Below are 16,282 nucleotides of genomic sequence, written 5' to 3' on the forward strand. Positions count from 1 at the left end.
ACGGCCTCGAGGCCAAGGTGGGTGAGCTGGAGGCCAACCAGTTCTCCACCACCACCAAGCTGAACGGTATCGCCACCATGGTGGTGGGCGGCGCCGGCAACACCGGCCTTGGTGATGAGGTCACCGTCAACTACGACGTGCAGCTGAACTTCGACACCAGCTTCACCGGCAAGGATCTGCTGCGCACCACCCTGCGGGCCGGCAACTTTGGAAACTCGGTATTCGGCAGCGGCAACACCACACTGGAGACCGCATTCGGCGAAGAAGATTCTGCTGATTCAGTGACAATCAATCGCCTCTTCTACCAGTTCCCCATTGGCGAGCGGGTCACCGCGACAGTGGGCGCGAAGGTGGAACAGCCGGACATGCTGGCGATGTGGCCCACCGCCTACACGGCCAACATTCTCGAGATCTTCACCAGGGCCGGAGCGCCAGCCACCTACAGCAAAAACCTGGGTGCCGGTGCCGGCATCTGGTGGCAGGCTGACGGCAGTGGCTTCAACGCCAGCGTCAACTACATCTCAGCCGAGGGTGCGGCCGAGGACTCCCGGATCGGCGCTGGGGAGGAGTTCAGCGTCACCGCCCAGGTGGGCTACGCCGGCGAGAGCTGGGGTGCGGCCTTTGCCTACACATACTCCGATGTGGGCTATGTCTTTGACAACAGCTCCAACAACATCGCGCTGAGCGCCTACTGGTCGCCGATCTCGGCAGCCTGGGCTCCATCCATCAGCGCCGGCTTCGGCTACAGCGACTTCAACACCGACCGGCCCTTCGACGAGAGCACCAGCTGGATGGTGGGCCTGCAGTGGGACGACGCCTTCATGCAGGGCAACGCCCTGGGCATGGCCATCGGCAGCGCAGGCCAGTCCAACGCCGCCAGCGGCCGGATCGACACCCTCGGTGTGTGGGCCGATCCCGGCACCAACACCCTGGCCTACGAGCTCTGGTACCAGTGGCAGGTCACCGACAACATCAGCGTGACCCCCGCCTTCTTCTGGATCGAGAACAGCGGTCGGAGCGACACCTACGGCGGCCTGGTGAAGACCACCTTCACCTTCTGAGGCCGGCAGCCGGGATCAGGGTGCCAGACGCTCGATGATCCACGGCCCGTCTTCCCCGTCGCTGCCACCCGGCTGGCGGCGGTAGCGGAGGCGGTCATGCAGCCGGTTCTCGCGGCCCTGCCAGAACTCCACTTCCTCAGGCACCACCCGGAAGCCCCCCCAGGCATCCGGCAGCGGCACCTCGCCCTGGGCGAAGCGGCGCTTGATCTCCTCCCACTTCATCTCCAGGATGCGGCGGGAGCTGATCACCGAGCTCTGCTGCGACACCCAGGCCCCCAGCCGGCTGCCGAAGGGCCGGGAGCTGAAGTAGGCCAGGGATTCAGCCGTGCTGATGCGCTCGGCGGGCCCGAGGATCGCCACCTGACGCTCCAGCCCATACCAGGGGAACAGCAGGCTCACCTGGGGCACCGCGGCGATCTCCCGGGCCTTGCGGCTGCTGTAGTTGGTGAAGAACACGAACCCGCGCCGGTCGAAGGCCTTGAGCAGCACGGTGCGGGTGCTGGGGCGCTGGCCGTCGCAGGTGCCCAGCACCATGGCGTTGGGCTCCAGCAGCTGGGCCGCCGTCGCCTGCTCGAACCAGAGGCGGAACTGCGTCACCGGATCGGCCGCCAGCTCGGCCCGGTGCAGGCCGGCCTGGCGGTACTCGCGCCGCAGTGCCGCCAGATCCACCGCGCCCGGGGCAGTCATGGCGTTTCAGCCCTTGGGGGAACCACCCCTCCACTCTCCGCCGCAGCGGCCGCCCGGGCAAGAATGCGGTGTGAGCCTCGCGATCCGCACGCCGCCGCCATGAGCCACCTGCGCGACATCATGCAGAAACTCGGCCAGCGCCACGCCGGCGGTTCCGCCCCGGCGCTGGAGATCACGGCGGCCAGCAGCAGCGACCTGGACCGCCACCGCCACGACTACCGCCAGCGGCTGCGGGCCTGCACGCCGCCGATGCTGCGCTACGAGTGGACCTGGCTGCACCAGCATCTGGAGGATCTGGACCTGTGCAGCACCACCCCGGAGATGCTCCGCGTCACCGGCGGGCGGCAGCACATCGACCTGCTGCTCAGCGAGGCGCACGCCTACCTGCAGGAGCTGGAGGCGGAGTTCCGGGATCGCGACCTGGCTCCGGCGCGCGAGGCCCACAGCGTGCTCAGCGGCGAGCACGCCTGGGACGTGACCAACGCCACCATCCGGGCCCAGTGGGGCTTCGATGGCGCCGACGCCTAGCGGGCCAGAACCAGCATCAGCAGCAGCCCGGCGCTGAACCAGCAGAAACTGAGCACCGCGGAACGCAGGCTGCTGCCGGCCTTGATCTCAGGCACCAGGTCGGACGCGGCGATGTAAAGAAAGTTGCCGCTGGCGAACAGCACCAGCTCCGCCACCGAGACGGACCGGGAGATGAACCAGGCCAGCACCGCACCCAGGGGGAAGGTGAGGGCGGAGATCACGTTCCAGCGCAGCGCGGTGCGGGGCTTCCAGCCGCTGTGCACCAGGATCGCAAAATCGCCCAGCTCCTGGGGCACCTCATGGGCCACGGCGGCGAACCAGGCCGCCACGCCGGCGGCGGGATTCATCAGGAAGGTGCTGGCGATGCCCAGGCCGCCGATGAAGTTGTGCAGGGCATCCCCCAGCAGGATGAGCACGGCCACCGGCGCCCTGGGGCGGGCCGCTTCGCGGTGGGAGTGGTGCCAGTGCAGAAACTGCTCGAGGGCCAGGAACGCCGTGAATCCGGCGGCGATGCAGAAGCCGCCGCGATGCGGCTCCATCGCCGCCATGCCCTCCGGCAGCATGTGAAACAGGGCCCCGCCCAGCAGCGATCCGGCCGCCAGCGACACCAGGGGCACCAGCAGCTGCTGCAGCCTGCGGGGGGGCAGCAGCAGGGTGATCGCGCCCACCATGGCCACCAGGGCCATCAGCAGCCCGCCCACCAGGATCCAGACGAAGCTGCTCAGCCCTGCCACCAGGTCCAGGCCTGCTGGTTGATCAGCAGGCCGATCAGGGTGAGCGCCGTCATCAGGATCACCTGATCGGTGCGGGAGTCGGGGATGCGGATGTCGGCCACCAGGTGGATCAGGTTGGTGAGTGTGTAGACCACGCTGAACCAGAACTGAGCGGCACGCCACGGCGGCGAGGCACTCCAGCCGGCTGGATCGGCGATGGCGTGAATCGCCACCAGCATGGCCAGCACCGGCAGCAGGAAATAGAAGAGCATCGCCAGGAACAGGCGCGGCACCCGGCTGGGCGCCACCTGGCTCTGGATCTCCACCGACAGCCCGTGGAAGAGGGGCATCAGGCCAAGTTCCACATGGAACAGCATCACCAGCAGCCAGGCCGCCCAGAGACCGGCCAGCATCACGGCGTGGGAGATCGCGGCGCCGTCAACCATCTGGGGAGCCCCTGCTGATCCCGTTGTAGAGGGATCGGTGACAAAGCACCGCAGAAAGCACCGCAGTGTTGCGGCGCCGGTCTCAGTTCGGCATGGTCACGAACTCCTCGGCCACCGAGGGGTGCAGGGCCATGGTGCGGTCGAAGTCGGCCTTGGTGGCGCCCATGCCGATGGCGATGGCTGCCATCTGGATGATCTCGGCGGCGTGATCGCCCACCATGTGGCAGCCCAGCACCCGGTCGCTGGCCGTCTCCACCACCAGCTTGAGCAGCGCCCGCGGCCCACGGGCCGGCAGGGCCTGGCTCATGGGCCGGAAGCGCGCCCGGTGCACCCGGATCGCGCCGGCGCCGTGGCGCGCCACCGCCTGCTCCTCGCTGAGGCCCACCGCGGCCAGCTCGGGCTGGCTGAACACGGCGACGGCCACCAGCTCGTGGTTCACCTGACGGGGGCGCTGGCCGAAGACGCTGTCAGCGAAGGCCCGGCCCTCGTCCACTGCCACCGGGGTGAGGTTCACCCGGTCGGTCACGTCGCCCACGGCGTAGATGCTGGGCACGTTGGTGCGCTGATCGGCATCCACGGGGATGCGGTGGCCCTCCACCGCCACGCCGGCGGCCTCCAGGTTGAGGCCTTGGAGGAAGGGGCGGCGGCCCGTGGCCAGCAGCACACCGCCGCAGGGGATCTGCTCGCCGCTCTGGGTGGTGACCGTGTACTCGCCGGGGGCGCACTGACCGGTGATCGCCGAGGGGGAATGGGCGAAGCGAATCTCGATGCCCGCCTCCTCCATCGCCTCCTGCACAGCCAGGCTCGCCTCCCGGTCGAAGCCCCGCAGCAGATGATCGCCGCGCACCAGCTGGGTCACCTTCACCCCCAGGCCATGGAGGATGCAGGCGAACTCACAGGCGATGAAGCCGCCCCCCACCACCACCACCGCCTCCGGCAGGCTCTCGAGCAGGAACAGGTCGTCGCTCACCCAGCCGAGATCGGCACCGGGGATGGCCGGCCGGTGGGGACGGCCGCCCACGGCGATCAGCACCCGCTCAGCGCGCAGCTCCCGCTCGGCCCCGTCGGCCTGGCTGACGATCACCGTGCCGGCATCGGCGAACCGCCCCCAGCCCCGCACCAGCTCCACGCCGGCGCGCTCGAGGAAGCCGATGTGCAGCTGGTTGAGCCGGTCCACCTCGGCGCGCACGTGGCGCAGCAGGGTGGCGGGATCGGGCTGCACCGGCGGCACCGGCCAGCCGTAGCTGGGGGCATCGGCGAGCAGCTGGGCGTAGGCCGAGCCGTACACCAGCAGCTTCTTGGGCACGCAGCCACGGATCACGCAGGTGCCGCCCACCCGGTCGCCCTCCACGATCGCCACCCGGGCGCCGTGGGATGCCGCCCGCTTGGCGGCGGCCAGGCCGCCGGAACCGGCGCCCAGCACGATCAGATCGAAGTGTTCGCTCATCAGGACGCTGTGGAGGGAAGCCTGGCGCCATCCAGCCTGCCCCCCTGCAGGTTGGCACCGGGGAGGCGAGTGGCGGCACGCCGGCCTGCTACTCGGATGTCCCCGCCCCAGGCCTCGCTGAGCCGAACTCGGCCCGCATCATCCAGAGGGTGGTGTCCTTCACCCACAGCAGATAGAGGCGATCGTCAACCAGCACCGACTGGCCATGGACCACCGGCAGACCGGCACGGCGGGCGGCGTCCACGGGAAGGGAGCGGAGGGCCAGGCCGGCCGGGAGCTTGCCCAGCTCGTCGGGAGGGGTGCCCTGGGCGGTCGCCGTTTCCCAGCTGACGTCGTAGGGGTTGGCCGGCTGGGAAAGGAGCAGCAGGCCTGCGATGGTGGTCAGGGTGGCCTCTGGCTCGCCCGCCGGGGCTTCGGGGTTCACAGCCGCAGCCTGCGGGGGTTCTGCTGCGTCGTCGCCGCTGGCCGGTGACGGGGCGGCCACCGTCTCGGGGGAGTCCGTGTCCGCTGCCGGCGCTTCGGCAGCGTCGGTGCCGGGGACCGCGGCCAAGAGGCCTGTATCGCCTCCGGCATCTGCCAGCAGATCGGGGGGCGGGGGAGGCAGGCTGTCGCCGAGAGGCACCGCAACGGTGTTGAGACCGGGCTTTGCCTCGAGACCCTCGCTGAGTTCCAGCAGTTGCCGGGTGTCCTCCGCGGCAGGAGCCTCCTGAGCGGTGACGAGCCGGTGCTGGCGCGCCTGCAGCAGGCCCAGGCCGACGGCGTTGACCAGCACTGCCGCCACGAAGGGCAGGGTCAGCGGCTCCAGAGGAGAGCGACGCCAGCGGTGGCGCAGAGCCAGGATCCGGGTGCGGGCCTGGTCGAGGTAAGGGCGGAGATCAAGGTCCGGAGCGAAGCGGGCCATGGGGATTGTCAGGGCGAAGGCAGATGCAGGTCGATCGGCAGGCCGGCCGGTTTCAGCTGGCTGACCAGGTCCTCAACGTCGGCCCAGCTCACCTGGGGGGCTGGCATCAGGCGGAGGCGCAGCTCCCGGTTCCTGGACGACGCCTGCTGAAGGAGGGCGGGCAGCTCCTCGGCCGCCATGGGCTGGTTCCACAGCCAGATCCGCCCCCCCGGCTCCAGCCGGAGGGCCAGGATCAGCTCGCTCGCCTCGCGCTGCGCGACCCGCTGGGGCGCGATCAGCAGGGCCAGGGCCACCCCCGCCAGCAGGGACGACATCGCCCCGATCACCAGGCCATCCCGCGGCGAAGGCAACCTGGTCATGGCGTCGATGGCGGCATCTCCACGCGCAGGCCGCGCCCTTCGAGCCACCGCAGCGAGCGGGCGACCTGTCCGCTGCTGAGGGACCGGGAGGGGAGATAGCGGGTTGTGCCTGCCGGGGCCGAGGCGTCGAGCAGATCTCCCAGCCCCTGCCGGTGGATCGGATGGCCGTTCAGGAACCAGCGATCCTCTCCAACCTGAATCAGCACCAGGTCTTCAGGGCCGGGAGTGGTGAGACTGGTGGCGGTGGTGCTCCGCTGGAGGGGCTGGCGGGCCCAGAACTCCGGCAGAACGGCAACACCAGCACACACCACCAGGGTGGATCCCACCAGGCTGAGCAGGGCGGCGTTCACGGCAGACCCGCCTCCAGACGCCGTTGGCGCCAACGGTCGAGCCGTTCGCGTTGCCATTGCCGCAGCGCCTGATTGGCGAACAGGCAGGTGGTGGCGATCACGCTGACCGTCAGCCCCAGGGCGGTGCTGGTGAGCACCATGCCGTAGCTGCGCAGGCTGGCGCCCGCGGGAACCAGAAGCTGGGGACCCAGGCTCGCCAGCACCCGCATCAGGCCGATCACGGTGCCCACCAGCCCGAGCAGCGGGCCGATCACGCTGGCCGCGTGCAGCAGGGGTTCGCCGTACCGCATCTCCCGCTCCCAGGCGTCGAACTGGTGCTCCAGTGCGGCTGGTCCCCGCTCGGCCAGACGGGTGCAGAGGAGCGTGCGGGATTCCCTGTGGCGCCACCACAGCACCCAGTAGCGCCAGCGGTCGAAACCAACCGTGAGCACGGCGATCGAGAGCAGGATCAGGGGAACGGCGACCGGGCCGTAGATGCCGAGGAACGGTGCGCTCACCGGATCCTGGAAGGGAAGTTGGCGGATCGTATGGGCTCTGCCGCCGTCTGGCCTGTGTCGGGCTGGCTTGACAGGGCCTGGCTGTTGGTGCCCTCGTTCAGCCCTGCGATCAGCTCCCGACCCTGGGGCTGGCGACCCATCACCACCCCGGGGTGATCACGTCCTGAGGCCTAAGGCCACAGGACGCCCTCGATGCGGGCGCCGGTGAGGTTGGCAGCGTCGAGCTGGGTATCGCGCAGGTCACAACCCGAGAGGTCGGCTTCGCGGAGATCGGCGCCGGTGACGTTGGCGCCGTAGAGGCAGCAACCGCGCAGGTCGGCGCCGCGCAGCTGCGCACCGTTCAGCTGGGCGAAGCTGAGGTCGGCCCGCTGGAAATCGGCACCTCCCAGATCGGTGAGCTGATCGAGGCCGGAGCGGAAGTCGGCTTCCACCAGGCGGGCGTCGCACCAGCGGCTGCCCGCCGCCAGCACCCCGCGCAGGCAGGCGCGGTGCAGCAGCGCAGCGGAGAAATCGGCATGCTGCAGCCGCGATCCGGAAAGATCGGCGTCATGCCACTGCGAGTGGCTGGCCTTGAGATGGGAGAGATCGGCACCCCAGATCAGGGATTGCTGAAAGCAGCAACCCTCCACGTTGGCGCCCTGCAGACAGGCTCTGCCGAAGCGGGCTTCCTTGAAGCAGCCGCCGTGCAGGTCGCAGCCGGAGAGATCCAGGTCGACGCCGTCGAGATCCCCCAGTCGCAGGCCTGGAAACCGTCGCTCTCCGGACGCGAGGGCCTGGCGCAACCCCACGAGCGTGGTCGGCAGCGGCGTGACCACTAGAGGATGGCCGCAAGGGCATCGAGCTGCTGACGCCGGGAGGCCAGGAGCTGCTTCTCGGCCTGGGCCATCAGCCGGAACACCCCCTTGTCGATCACCTCGTAGAACACCAGGCTGCCCTCCGGCCGGCGCTTCACCACCCCGGCGATGGTGAGCAGCTTGAGGTGCTTGGACACGAGAGCCTGGCTCAGGCCGGTACGCTCCACCACGGCCGTGACGTTGAGGGGACCCTGGCGCAGGGCCTCGAGCACGGCCAGGCGGTTGGGCTCGGAGAAGACCTTGAAATACTCGGCCAGGGCGTCCATGACGGTGTGGGCGTGGGGGCGGGGGCGGACTGGGGAGCTGGGTGGCGGGCGGGAGCCGGGGCGGCACGCACCCGGCGGCGCACACCCGTGAGGCCTGCCATTTTAAGCACCTGTTGATGTCACAGGATCATGATTCCGGCATGCGGTACTCCGGCATGCGCTGATCCGACAAGCGATGACCGGGCACGGGGTGGCCGGGCGCGCGGCTGACCTCATGCGGATCGCGGTCGGGCTGGAAGCCGGATCGCCCCGCTCGATGGCCCGGGCGACCCACCCGCCAGGGCAGGTCGCCCTCCATCTCGATCTGGATCGCGAAGCTGAGGATCGTGCGCACGACCACCAGCAACCCCAGGGCGAGCACGCTGGAGACCGTGAGGCTGAGCGACACGGTGCGCAGCAGATCAGCGGCGATCAGCACCTCGAGCGCCAGCAGCAGCACCTTGCCGAAGGTGCGGCGAGCCACCAGATAGGAGGCCTTGCCACCGGCGATCCGCCCCACATGGATCGCCCGGCCGAGGGTCACCCCGGTGCCGGCCACGATCACCAGCACGAACAGCAGATCGAAGAACTCGGCGAGTTCCCCGACCATCCGCAGGGAAGGGTCGACAGCCATCGGCCGATCGGATTGATCCGCTTCTAGCCAGCCAGGCGCGACGCACCCGCGTGGGTGTGGAAGCGAAGACCGGCAGGAGCGGTGGCCGCCCCTGCCGCCGCCCGCGAGCGACGCCGATCGGACAGGCAGATGGAATCACGATGCTGTTATATCGGTGTATGTTGTTCAGGCCGCTGCACTGCCGCTCCCTCCATGGCCGTTTCCGGTGCGGGGGCCGTCCTGGCTCCCGCCGTCCCCAGCCCGGCCCGTCACTGGCCCCGCCGCTGGCAGGAGCAGGAACCCCTGCTCGAGCGCCAGCACGAACGCCTGGAAGCCCTGCTCACCACCCTCCTGCAGGAGCACATCCAGCCCCTGCCGGCGGAGCGGCTGGAGCTGAGCGACCAGGCGGAGCAGCTGGCCTGCCGGCGCCTGCTCTGGGACCTCCGCCTGCACCTGCGGCTGGAGGAGCGCTGGCTGGAGCGCTGGGATGCCCTCTGCCCCGGCCACCGCGGCAACCATCGCGAGGCCGCCCAGGCGGCGATCGCCGGCTTCGTGAGCCGTGCCGGCAGCCGCCGCGGCCGGCTGGCCTGGCTGCAGGAGCTGGACGGCTGGTTCACGGCCCACCGCCAGGGCCCTGACGCCATGGCCTACGCCCTGGCCCGCCAGCGATCCCCGGCCCCCCCGGCCACCCCCTGACCCGACGACCCGACGACCATCCACCCCCTGCGCTGAACCTCCGCCATGACCGCCACCCCCGCCGCTCCCCACCTGCGCGAAGACCTGCTGACGCCGCGCTTCTACACCACCGAGATCGAGAAGGCGGCGCGCACCCCGATCGAGGGGCAGCGGACCCAGTTCGAGGCCATGCTCGGCGAGATGAAGGCCGACTACAACCGCGACCACTTCGACCGCAAGGCGCCGCTGGACCGCCTCAGGGACCTCTCCACCGAGGAGAAGGAGGCCTACGAGAGCTATCTGGTGCGCTCCTGCGTGTCGGAGTTCTCCGGCTTCCTGCTGTTCAAGGAGCTCTCCCGCCGGCTGATCAGGGCCGGGCGCCCGGAGCTGGGTGAGCTGTTCCAGCTGATGGCCCGCGACGAGGCCCGCCACGCCGGCTTCCTCAACCGCGCCCTGGTGGCCGAAGGCATCGAGATCGACCTTCCGAAGCTGAGCACCAAGCGGCCGATCACCTGGTTCCCGCTGAGCTGGGTGCTCTATTCGGTGTATCTCTCCGAGAAGATCGGCTACTGGCGCTACATCCTCATCGACCGGCACCTCAAGGCCAACCCCGACAACAACTTCGCGCCCCTGTTCGACTTCTTCGAACCCTGGTGCCAGGACGAGAACCGCCACGGCGACATCTTCAACATGCTGATCCGCTGCTGGCCCGGCCTGCGCCAGGGCCTGCGCGGCAAGCTGCTGAGCCGCTTCTTCCTCTGGAGCGTGTTTCTCACCCACAGCCTCACCGTGTGTGAGCGCGGCAACTTCTACCGGATCCTGGGCATGGATCCGAATCTGTTTGACGCCGAGGTGATGCGCCAGACCAATCGCACCGCCATGCGGGCCTTCCCGGCCGTGTTCGATCTGGAGAGCAGCGCCTTCATCGCCCTGCGGGACCGGATCGTGGACACCTTCCGCGAGCTGAAGCAGGCCTCGGGGCTGCGCCGGCTGGGACTGCAGCTGCGCTTCGGTTCGCTGCTGCTGCGCCAGTTCTGCCAGCCGATGGTGGCCACCGGCGTGGAGCGGGCCGGTGCGGCCGATGCCGGCCTCCAGGAGGCGGTGGCATGAGCGCCGCCCCAGCAGCAACGCCGGCTGCGGGGCCGGCCGTGCAGCCGCCCCGGTTCGACGCGCCGGCCTACCGCGACGCCTACAGCCGCATCAACGGCCTGGTGATCGTGGGCGAGGGCATGGCGGACCGCCACTTCCGCCGCCTGGCGGAGCTGCTGCCGGATCAGCGCGACGAGCTGCTGCGGCTCGGCGCCATGGAGGCCCGCCACGCCCGTGACTTCGTGGGCTGCGGCCGCCAGCTGCGGGTGCGGCCGGACAGCCCCCTGGCCCGCCGCCTGCTGGACCCCCTGCACCGGCAGTTCCGGGAGGCGGACCAGCAGGGCGACCTGGTGAGCTGCCTGGTGATCCAGTGCCTGATCATCGAGTGCTTCGCGGTGGCCGCCTACCGGCTCTACCTGCCGGTGGCGGATGCCTACGCCAGACCGATCACCGAGGCGGTGATCGCGGACGAGGCGGAGCACCTCAACTTCGGCGAGCAGTGGCTGCGGCCGCGCTTCCAGGCCGTGGCCGCTCAGGTGGAGGCCTGCGCCGCGCGGAGCCTGCCGGCGGCCCTGGCCATGCTCACGGCCCTGGACGCCGACCTGCGCACGATCGGCATCGATCCCCAAGAGCTGGTGGCCGAGTTCGTGGTGGAGTTCCAGGCCTCCCTGCAGGCGATCGGCTACGGCGAGCCGGCGGCGCGTCAGCTGGTGACGCGCCTCACGGCCCGGGCCCTCAGCCGGGGCGCGACCCTCAGCTGACCCCTCAGCTGACGCGGGGCAGCGGGGCCCCCGGCGGCAGGGCCCCGGCCTCGGCATCGAGCCAGGCGGTCGTCAGCCGGGCCTGGCTCAGCGGCCCTGCGGCCCGCCCCCCGAAGCGCAGCTGCAGCCAGGTGAGCACCGAAGCGGCGGGGGTGACCACAGCCTCGAGCTCCTCGCCCAGCCCAGGCCCCTGGCCCAGCCCGAGGTCTGCCACCAGGCGGGGCTGCAGATACCAGATGGCCCCGGTGCCGCCCTGGCGCTCGCGGCGCTCACGGATCAGTTCGCGCAACTGGCCGTCGCCGCTGAGGTCGCCGGCGGGCGCCAGCAGCACGTGCCAGGTCTGCGGGGCATCAGCGGAAACGGCGGCGGCGGTGGCGGTGGCGGTGGCGGGCGGGGAAACCTGGGTCATGCACGGCAGGTTGCTACGAATCTGCAACCGTGGAACTGCAGCACAACAGTAGCGTTATAGCGTTGGCAGCGAAGCCGATCCACGCACACCGTGACCGCCACTCCCTCCATCTCCGACCACGCCACCAGCAGCGATGCCCAGCTGCGCAGGGGCTTCGGGCCCCGGGTGCGCAAGCTGCACGCGCGCATCGGCAAGGCCCACCACCAGGCCGAGGGCATGAGCTTCTCGAAGGCCCTGCTCGCCGGCGAGGCCACGCCCCTGCAGCTGGCGGCGCTGCTGCGGGCGCTGGTGCCGGCCTACCGCTTCATCGAGGAGCAGGCTCCCGCCGCCGCCGCCCAGCTGGGGGCCCGCGAGCTTCCCTGGCAGAGCCTGGCCCGCAGCGCCGCCCTCGCCCACGACGTGGCCACCCTGCAGGCCCTGCCCGCCACACCGGCCTCGGCGGCGGCGGCGGTGTGGCTCGAGCGGCTGCGCTCCCTCGCCGCGCAGGCGCCGCACCGGCTGATGGCCCATGTGTACGTGCGCTACGGCGGCGATCTCTCCGGCGGCCAGCAGCTGGCCCAGCAGGCGGCGGTGATCCTGGAGCGCCACGGCCTGCCCAGCCCCGGCTTCTGGGTGTTCGAGCGGCCGATCGGCGAGCTCAAGGCGGCCCTGCACGACGGCTTCGAGCAGCTGCAGCTGAGCGAGGCCCAGGAGGAGGACCTGCTGGCGGAGGCCGAGGACGCCTTCCACCTCACCCAGGCGCTGCTGGCCGAGCTCGCCGAGCTGACCTGATTCCGGTGGGACCGGGCGGCGTGCCGTTCCCGCCCCTCCCGCTCTTCGACCTGCCTCCCTTCCCTCCAGCGCCCGTTGATGACCGCCACCACCTTCAGCCCAACCCTCAGCCCGATCGAGCTGCTGCTCAAGTACGACAGGCCCGTCCCCCGCTACACCAGCTACCCCACGGCCGCCGCCTTCAGCGGCGCGGTGGGGGAACGCCAGCTGCGCACCCAGCTCAGCCAGCCCAGCGAGGAGCCGCTGTCGCTCTATGTGCACGTGCCCTTCTGCCGCCATGCCTGCTGGTACTGCGGCTGCAACCGGGTCACCACCCAGCTGGGCTCGAAGGTGGTGGCGCCCTACCTCGACAGCCTGGCTAGGGAACTGGAGCTGGTGGCGCAGGCCATGCCCCAGCGCCGCCGCCTGGCCCAGCTGCACTGGGGCGGCGGCACCCCCAACTACCTCAACGCCGAGGAGCGCGCCCAGCTCTGGGGGCTGATCGAGCGCCACTTCGACCTCGACCCCGCTCTGGAGGCCTCGATCGAGGTGAACCCGGAATTCCTCAGCCGCGACCAGGCCCTGCAGCTGCGGGAGCTGGGCTTCAACCGCATCAGCTTCGGCATCCAGGACGCCAACCCCGAGGTGCAGCGGGCGGTGAACCGGGTGGTGGCGGTGGAGCAGCTGCGGCACTCGATGCAGTGGCTGCGGGAGGCGGCCTTCGAGAGCGTGAATGTGGATCTGATCTGCGGCCTGCCCCTGCAGACCCCCGAGCGCTTCGACACCACCCTGGGCCTGGTGCAGGAGCTGCGGCCCGACCGCATCTCCCTGTTCTCCTTCGCCTATCTGCCGCAGCAGCTGCCGATGCAGCGCAAGATCGCCGCCGACGACCTGCCCAGCCAGCGGGAGCGGATCGCCATGCTGGAGAACGCCAACCGCCAGCTCACCGGCCACGGCTACGACGCCATCGGCATGGACCACTACGCCCTCAGCGGCGATGCCCTGGCGGTGGCCGCGCGGCAGGGCAACCTACACCGCAACTTCCAGGGCTACACCACCGGCGGCGAGCTGGAGCTGCTGGGCGTGGGTCCCACGGCCATCAGCCAGTTCACCCATCTCACCTGCCAGAACGAGCGCAACCTCAAGGCCTGGGCCGCCGCCGTGAACGCCGGCCGGCTGCCGGTGGAACGGGGGCTGGAGGTGTGGGACGCGGAGGTGCTGGAGCGGCGCGAGCTGATCAAGGAGGTGATGTGTCACTTCCAGGTGGAGCTGGATCTGGCCCGCTTCCGCCTGGAGTGGGAGGAGCTCCAGGCCCTGGCCGAGGACGGCCTGGTGCAGCTCAGCCAGAGCGGTGAGCTGGGACGGGTTCGCGTCACCACCGAGGGGCGCTGGCTGATTCGCACCATCGCTGCGGTGTTCGATCCCGCCCAGCGTCAACGGGCCAGCGGTTCGCGGCTGGTGTGAGTGCCGGGGGCCTTGACCGGAGTCAGGATCGCCCACCTCACTGCAAGCAGGCATGAAAAAAGCCCGCGCTATTCGCGGGCTTTTCTGTGTGGAACCAACCGGATTCAGCTCAGGCTGGGTGAGACGACACTCACTTGGCGCTGGCAGCGAAGTCCGGGTAGGCCTCCATCCCGTGCTCGCCGATGTCCAGACCTTCGATCTCCTCGGACTCGGTGACGCGGATGCCACCGAAGATGGCGCCGATGATCGACCAGAGGATCCAGGAGGTGAGGGCTGCGAAGACGCCGTAGGCGATCACGCCCACGATCTGGGATCCCAGCTGAGCGAAGCCGTGTCCGTAGAACAGACCGCTGTCCTTGTTGAACAGGCCTACGGCCAGGGTTCCCCAGATGCCGCAGGAGCCGTGCACGGAGAAGGCACCCACCGGGTCGTCGATCAGCAGCGAATCCAGCAGAGCCACGGAGAACACCACGATCACGCCACCGATGAAGCCGGCCACCCAGGCACCGGCCATCGAGAAGCCATCGCATCCGGCGGTGACGCTCACCAGACCGGCGAGGATGCCGTTGATGGTCATCGTCAGGTCCGGCTTGCCGCCACGCAGCTGGGAGACCAGGGTGCCGGCGATGGCGCCACCGGCGGCACCGAGGGTGGTGGTGACGGCCACGTAGGGGACGGTCTCATCCATGGCCAGCACGGAGCCGGGGTTGAAGCCGTACCAGCCGATCCAGAGGATGAGGCAGCCCAGGGTGGCGATGGCCATGTTGTGGCCGGGGAGGGCCTGGGGCTTGCCGTCGGCGAACTTGCCGATGCGGGGTCCAAGCAGCATCGCGCCCACGAGGCCGGCCCAGGCGCCGAAGGAGTGCACGATCGAGGAACCGGCGAAATCAATGAAGCCGATCTCGCTCAGCCAGCCGCCGTTCCACTGCCAGGAGCCGGAGATGGGGTAGATGAAACCCACCAGCACCAGGGAGAACACCACGAATTCTCCGAACTTGATGCGCTCAGCCACCAGACCGGAGACGATCGTGGCGGCCGTTGCGGCAAAGGCCACCTGGAAGAAGAAGTCCACGGTGGGCACCAGAGACGCCTCCTTGACCATGTCAGCGGTGACGGCCGGGTCGAAGAAGAGGCCCTTGAAGTAAAGCCAGCCGTTCAGGACGGCGTCGCCGTACATGAGGGAATAGCCGATGAACCAGTAGGCCGTGGCCGCCAGGGCGAACACGATCAGGTTCTTCAACAGGATGTTGACCGCGTTCTTCTGCCGGCACATCCCCGACTCCACCATGGCGAAGCCGGCGTTCATGAAGATCACCAGGATCGCGCAGACGAAGATGAAGAGGTTGTTCGCCAGGAAGGCCGGCGTCAGCTCCGGCAACTCGGCGGCATGGGCGGAGAGGTTGAAGACGCCGAGTCCCAGCAGGGCCAGGGGCACGCAGGCCAACCAGGTGAGGGATCGCTGGGAGGCCAGACCGCGGATGCTGCGCAGCATCAGGAGCGGGGCCTCCGCCAGGCTCGCCTCCTGCAGGCGCCGGGGGCGCCGCGGAGGGTGGGAAGCAATGGTCATGGGCAGTTCGGAACGACGGCTGCACGGGAATTTGGATGCCCTGCGACATCCATCGGCAGAGAGAATGCGTGGGCAGGCAACCCTGTGGTGTTCGTTTCGCTACCAAATGGCCGCCTCGCCCCATCCGCGGCTAGACAGGGTTGAGACTCCTGCGGCGTGCTCCAGGTGCCGCTCCCAGGTCGCGGGGCTGACGCCAGGAGCAGCAGGCTGACACCGTTGCTACAGAACGCACCGGGAACAGCCCTTAAACAAGTTCCGATTTCACTGGTATCGCGTGAAACAGATTCAAGCCGTCATCCGCCCCGAGAAGCTCGACTCGGTGAAGGATGCCCTCGTGGACATCGGCATCAACGGCATGACCGTGACCACCGTCCAGGGCTTCGGCCGGCAGATGGGCCACACCGAGGTCTACCGCGGCGTGAAGATCGAAGCCCGGCTGCTCACCAAGGTGATGATCACCACCGTCGTCAACGACGACAAGGTGGACGCCGTTCTCGAGGCGGTCAAGACAGCCGCCCGCACCGGCGAGGTGGGGGACGGCAAGATCATCGTCACCCCCGTGGAAGCGTCCATCCGCATCCGCACCGGCGAGAGCGGCGAAGCCACGCTCGCCTGAGCAACCGAGGAGCACTCATCCCCAAGACCACGAAAAGCCCGGGCATTGCTGCCCGGGCTACGTTGTGGCTTCAGCTGTGGCATCCACCGCAGCCCCGGGAGATGCCCCTCCAGGGGAGACGCATCAGCCGACGGCGGCGGCGGCGCGATCGAAGTAGGTGCCGATCTCGCTCATCAGAGCGGAGCAGTCGCCGGGGGTGATGCCGTTGCGGTCGTTGGCGATGGAGATGGCGGCATCCTTCATCTTGCGG

The 16,282-nt window shown here is 69.6% G+C and carries 21 protein-coding genes and 1 pseudogene; 8 read left to right on the forward strand and 14 right to left on the reverse strand.

From position 1 onward, the window contains the following. Nucleotides 1-1,061: iron uptake porin (locus KBY90_RS14760; RefSeq protein ID WP_254969421.1), on the forward strand; the 1,061-nt coding region annotated here is incomplete at its 5' end. A gap of 15 nt (nt 1,062-1,076) precedes the next feature. Here KBY90_RS14760 and pdxH read toward each other — a convergent pair. Next, the gene (gene pdxH / locus KBY90_RS14765) at nt 1,077-1,748 is read right to left on the reverse strand and encodes a pyridoxamine 5'-phosphate oxidase (RefSeq protein WP_254969422.1); all 672 of its coding nucleotides are present in this window, start codon (nt 1,746-1,748) and stop codon (nt 1,077-1,079) included. A 99-nt stretch (nt 1,749-1,847) separates the two neighbouring features. Between pdxH and KBY90_RS14770 the strand changes: the two genes are divergently transcribed. Next, a complete protein-coding gene (locus tag KBY90_RS14770) occupies nt 1,848-2,276 on the forward strand; it encodes a hypothetical protein (RefSeq protein ID WP_254969423.1) in 429 nt (142 codons plus the stop codon). Here the strand turns inward: KBY90_RS14770 and KBY90_RS14775 are convergent. The 10 genes from KBY90_RS14775 to KBY90_RS14820 form a co-directional block, all read right to left on the reverse strand. Then, nucleotides 2,273-3,010 carry a ZIP family metal transporter gene (locus KBY90_RS14775; protein WP_254969424.1) on the reverse strand — a complete coding sequence of 246 codons (738 nt, stop codon included), beginning with the start codon at nt 3,008-3,010 and terminating at the stop codon, nt 2,273-2,275. The two genes, KBY90_RS14770 and KBY90_RS14775, sit on opposite strands and share 4 nt — an antisense overlap. Next, on the reverse strand, nt 2,998-3,435 hold the full coding sequence (locus KBY90_RS14780) for a hypothetical protein (protein WP_254969425.1): 438 nt from the start codon (nt 3,433-3,435) through the stop codon (nt 2,998-3,000). The genes KBY90_RS14775 and KBY90_RS14780 overlap by 13 nt, the downstream gene beginning before the upstream one ends. 82 nt (nt 3,436-3,517) lie before the next feature. After that, nucleotides 3,518-4,882: a glutathione-disulfide reductase gene (gene gorA / locus KBY90_RS14785; protein WP_254969426.1), complete on the reverse strand. Its 1,365-nt coding sequence runs from the start codon at nt 4,880-4,882 to the stop codon at nt 3,518-3,520. Between the two features lie 88 nt (nt 4,883-4,970). Then, nucleotides 4,971-5,783, reverse strand: coding sequence for a hypothetical protein (locus KBY90_RS14790; protein ID WP_254969427.1), 813 nt, complete (start codon nt 5,781-5,783; stop codon nt 4,971-4,973). 8 nt (nt 5,784-5,791) lie between these two features. Further along, nucleotides 5,792-6,142, reverse strand: coding sequence for a biopolymer transporter ExbD (locus KBY90_RS14795; RefSeq protein ID WP_254969428.1), 351 nt, complete (start codon nt 6,140-6,142; stop codon nt 5,792-5,794). After that, nucleotides 6,139-6,492 carry a hypothetical protein gene (locus tag KBY90_RS14800; protein WP_254969429.1) on the reverse strand — a complete coding sequence of 118 codons (354 nt, stop codon included), beginning with the start codon at nt 6,490-6,492 and terminating at the stop codon, nt 6,139-6,141. The genes KBY90_RS14795 and KBY90_RS14800 overlap by 4 nt, the downstream gene beginning before the upstream one ends. Then, on the reverse strand, nt 6,489-6,989 hold the full coding sequence (locus KBY90_RS14805) for a MotA/TolQ/ExbB proton channel family protein (protein ID WP_254969430.1): 501 nt from the start codon (nt 6,987-6,989) through the stop codon (nt 6,489-6,491). Before KBY90_RS14805 ends, KBY90_RS14800 begins: the two co-directional genes overlap by 4 nt. A 170-nt stretch (nt 6,990-7,159) precedes the next feature. Next, complete coding sequence (locus tag KBY90_RS14810) at nt 7,160-7,777, reverse strand: pentapeptide repeat-containing protein (protein WP_254969441.1); 618 nt, start codon at nt 7,775-7,777, stop codon at nt 7,160-7,162. Nucleotides 7,778-7,803: 26 nt separating this feature from the next. Next, nucleotides 7,804-8,109, reverse strand: a complete 306-nt coding sequence (locus KBY90_RS14815; protein WP_254969431.1) for a helix-turn-helix transcriptional regulator — start codon at nt 8,107-8,109, stop codon at nt 7,804-7,806. A 127-nt stretch (nt 8,110-8,236) separates the two neighbouring features. Then, nucleotides 8,237-8,722: a DUF1622 domain-containing protein gene (locus KBY90_RS14820; protein ID WP_254969432.1), complete on the reverse strand. Its 486-nt coding sequence runs from the start codon at nt 8,720-8,722 to the stop codon at nt 8,237-8,239. 192 nt (nt 8,723-8,914) lie between these two features. Between KBY90_RS14820 and KBY90_RS14825 the strand changes: the two genes are divergently transcribed. Genes KBY90_RS14825 through KBY90_RS14835 form a run of 3 tightly spaced genes read left to right on the forward strand, consistent with a single transcriptional unit; the run spans nt 8,915 to nt 11,226 of the window. Continuing rightward, complete coding sequence (locus tag KBY90_RS14825) at nt 8,915-9,397, forward strand: hypothetical protein (RefSeq protein WP_254969433.1); 483 nt, start codon at nt 8,915-8,917, stop codon at nt 9,395-9,397. A 45-nt stretch (nt 9,398-9,442) separates the two neighbouring features. After that, nucleotides 9,443-10,486: a magnesium-protoporphyrin IX monomethyl ester (oxidative) cyclase gene (gene acsF / locus KBY90_RS14830; RefSeq protein WP_254969434.1), complete on the forward strand. Its 1,044-nt coding sequence runs from the start codon at nt 9,443-9,445 to the stop codon at nt 10,484-10,486. Beyond that, nucleotides 10,483-11,226, forward strand: coding sequence for an aldehyde oxygenase (deformylating) (locus KBY90_RS14835; protein WP_254969435.1), 744 nt, complete (start codon nt 10,483-10,485; stop codon nt 11,224-11,226). The genes acsF and KBY90_RS14835 overlap by 4 nt, the downstream gene beginning before the upstream one ends. Nucleotides 11,227-11,230: 4 nt before the next feature. On the opposite strand, the gene KBY90_RS14840 is transcribed toward KBY90_RS14835, so the two are convergent. Continuing rightward, a complete protein-coding gene (locus KBY90_RS14840) occupies nt 11,231-11,635 on the reverse strand; it encodes a hypothetical protein (protein WP_254969436.1) in 405 nt (134 codons plus the stop codon). Nucleotides 11,636-11,725: 90 nt separating this feature from the next. Between KBY90_RS14840 and KBY90_RS14845 the strand changes: the two genes are divergently transcribed. After that, complete coding sequence (locus KBY90_RS14845) at nt 11,726-12,406, forward strand: biliverdin-producing heme oxygenase (RefSeq protein WP_254969437.1); 681 nt, start codon at nt 11,726-11,728, stop codon at nt 12,404-12,406. A gap of 78 nt (nt 12,407-12,484) precedes the next feature. Then, nucleotides 12,485-13,849 (forward strand): oxygen-independent coproporphyrinogen III oxidase, encoded by a 1,365-nt coding sequence (gene hemN / locus KBY90_RS14850; RefSeq protein ID WP_254969438.1) that lies wholly within the window; start codon nt 12,485-12,487, stop codon nt 13,847-13,849. 130 nt (nt 13,850-13,979) lie between these two features. Here hemN and KBY90_RS14855 read toward each other — a convergent pair whose 3' ends face one another. Beyond that, entirely contained in the window at nt 13,980-15,416 is a 1,437-nt protein-coding gene (locus KBY90_RS14855) for an ammonium transporter (protein WP_254969439.1), read from the reverse strand. Between the two features lie 274 nt (nt 15,417-15,690). On the opposite strand from KBY90_RS14855, the gene KBY90_RS14860 reads away from it, so the two are divergent. Next, complete coding sequence (locus KBY90_RS14860) at nt 15,691-16,032, forward strand: P-II family nitrogen regulator (RefSeq protein WP_254969440.1); 342 nt, start codon at nt 15,691-15,693, stop codon at nt 16,030-16,032. Nucleotides 16,033-16,155: 123 nt separating this feature from the next. On the opposite strand, the pseudogene KBY90_RS14865 reads toward KBY90_RS14860, so the two are convergent. Further along, a pseudogene (locus KBY90_RS14865) lies at nt 16,156-16,282 on the reverse strand (phycocyanin subunit beta); the annotation flags it as partial.

This window comes from Cyanobium sp. CH-040 (assembly GCF_024346135.1).
Taxonomy (GTDB): domain Bacteria; phylum Cyanobacteriota; class Cyanobacteriia; order PCC-6307; family Cyanobiaceae; genus NIES-981.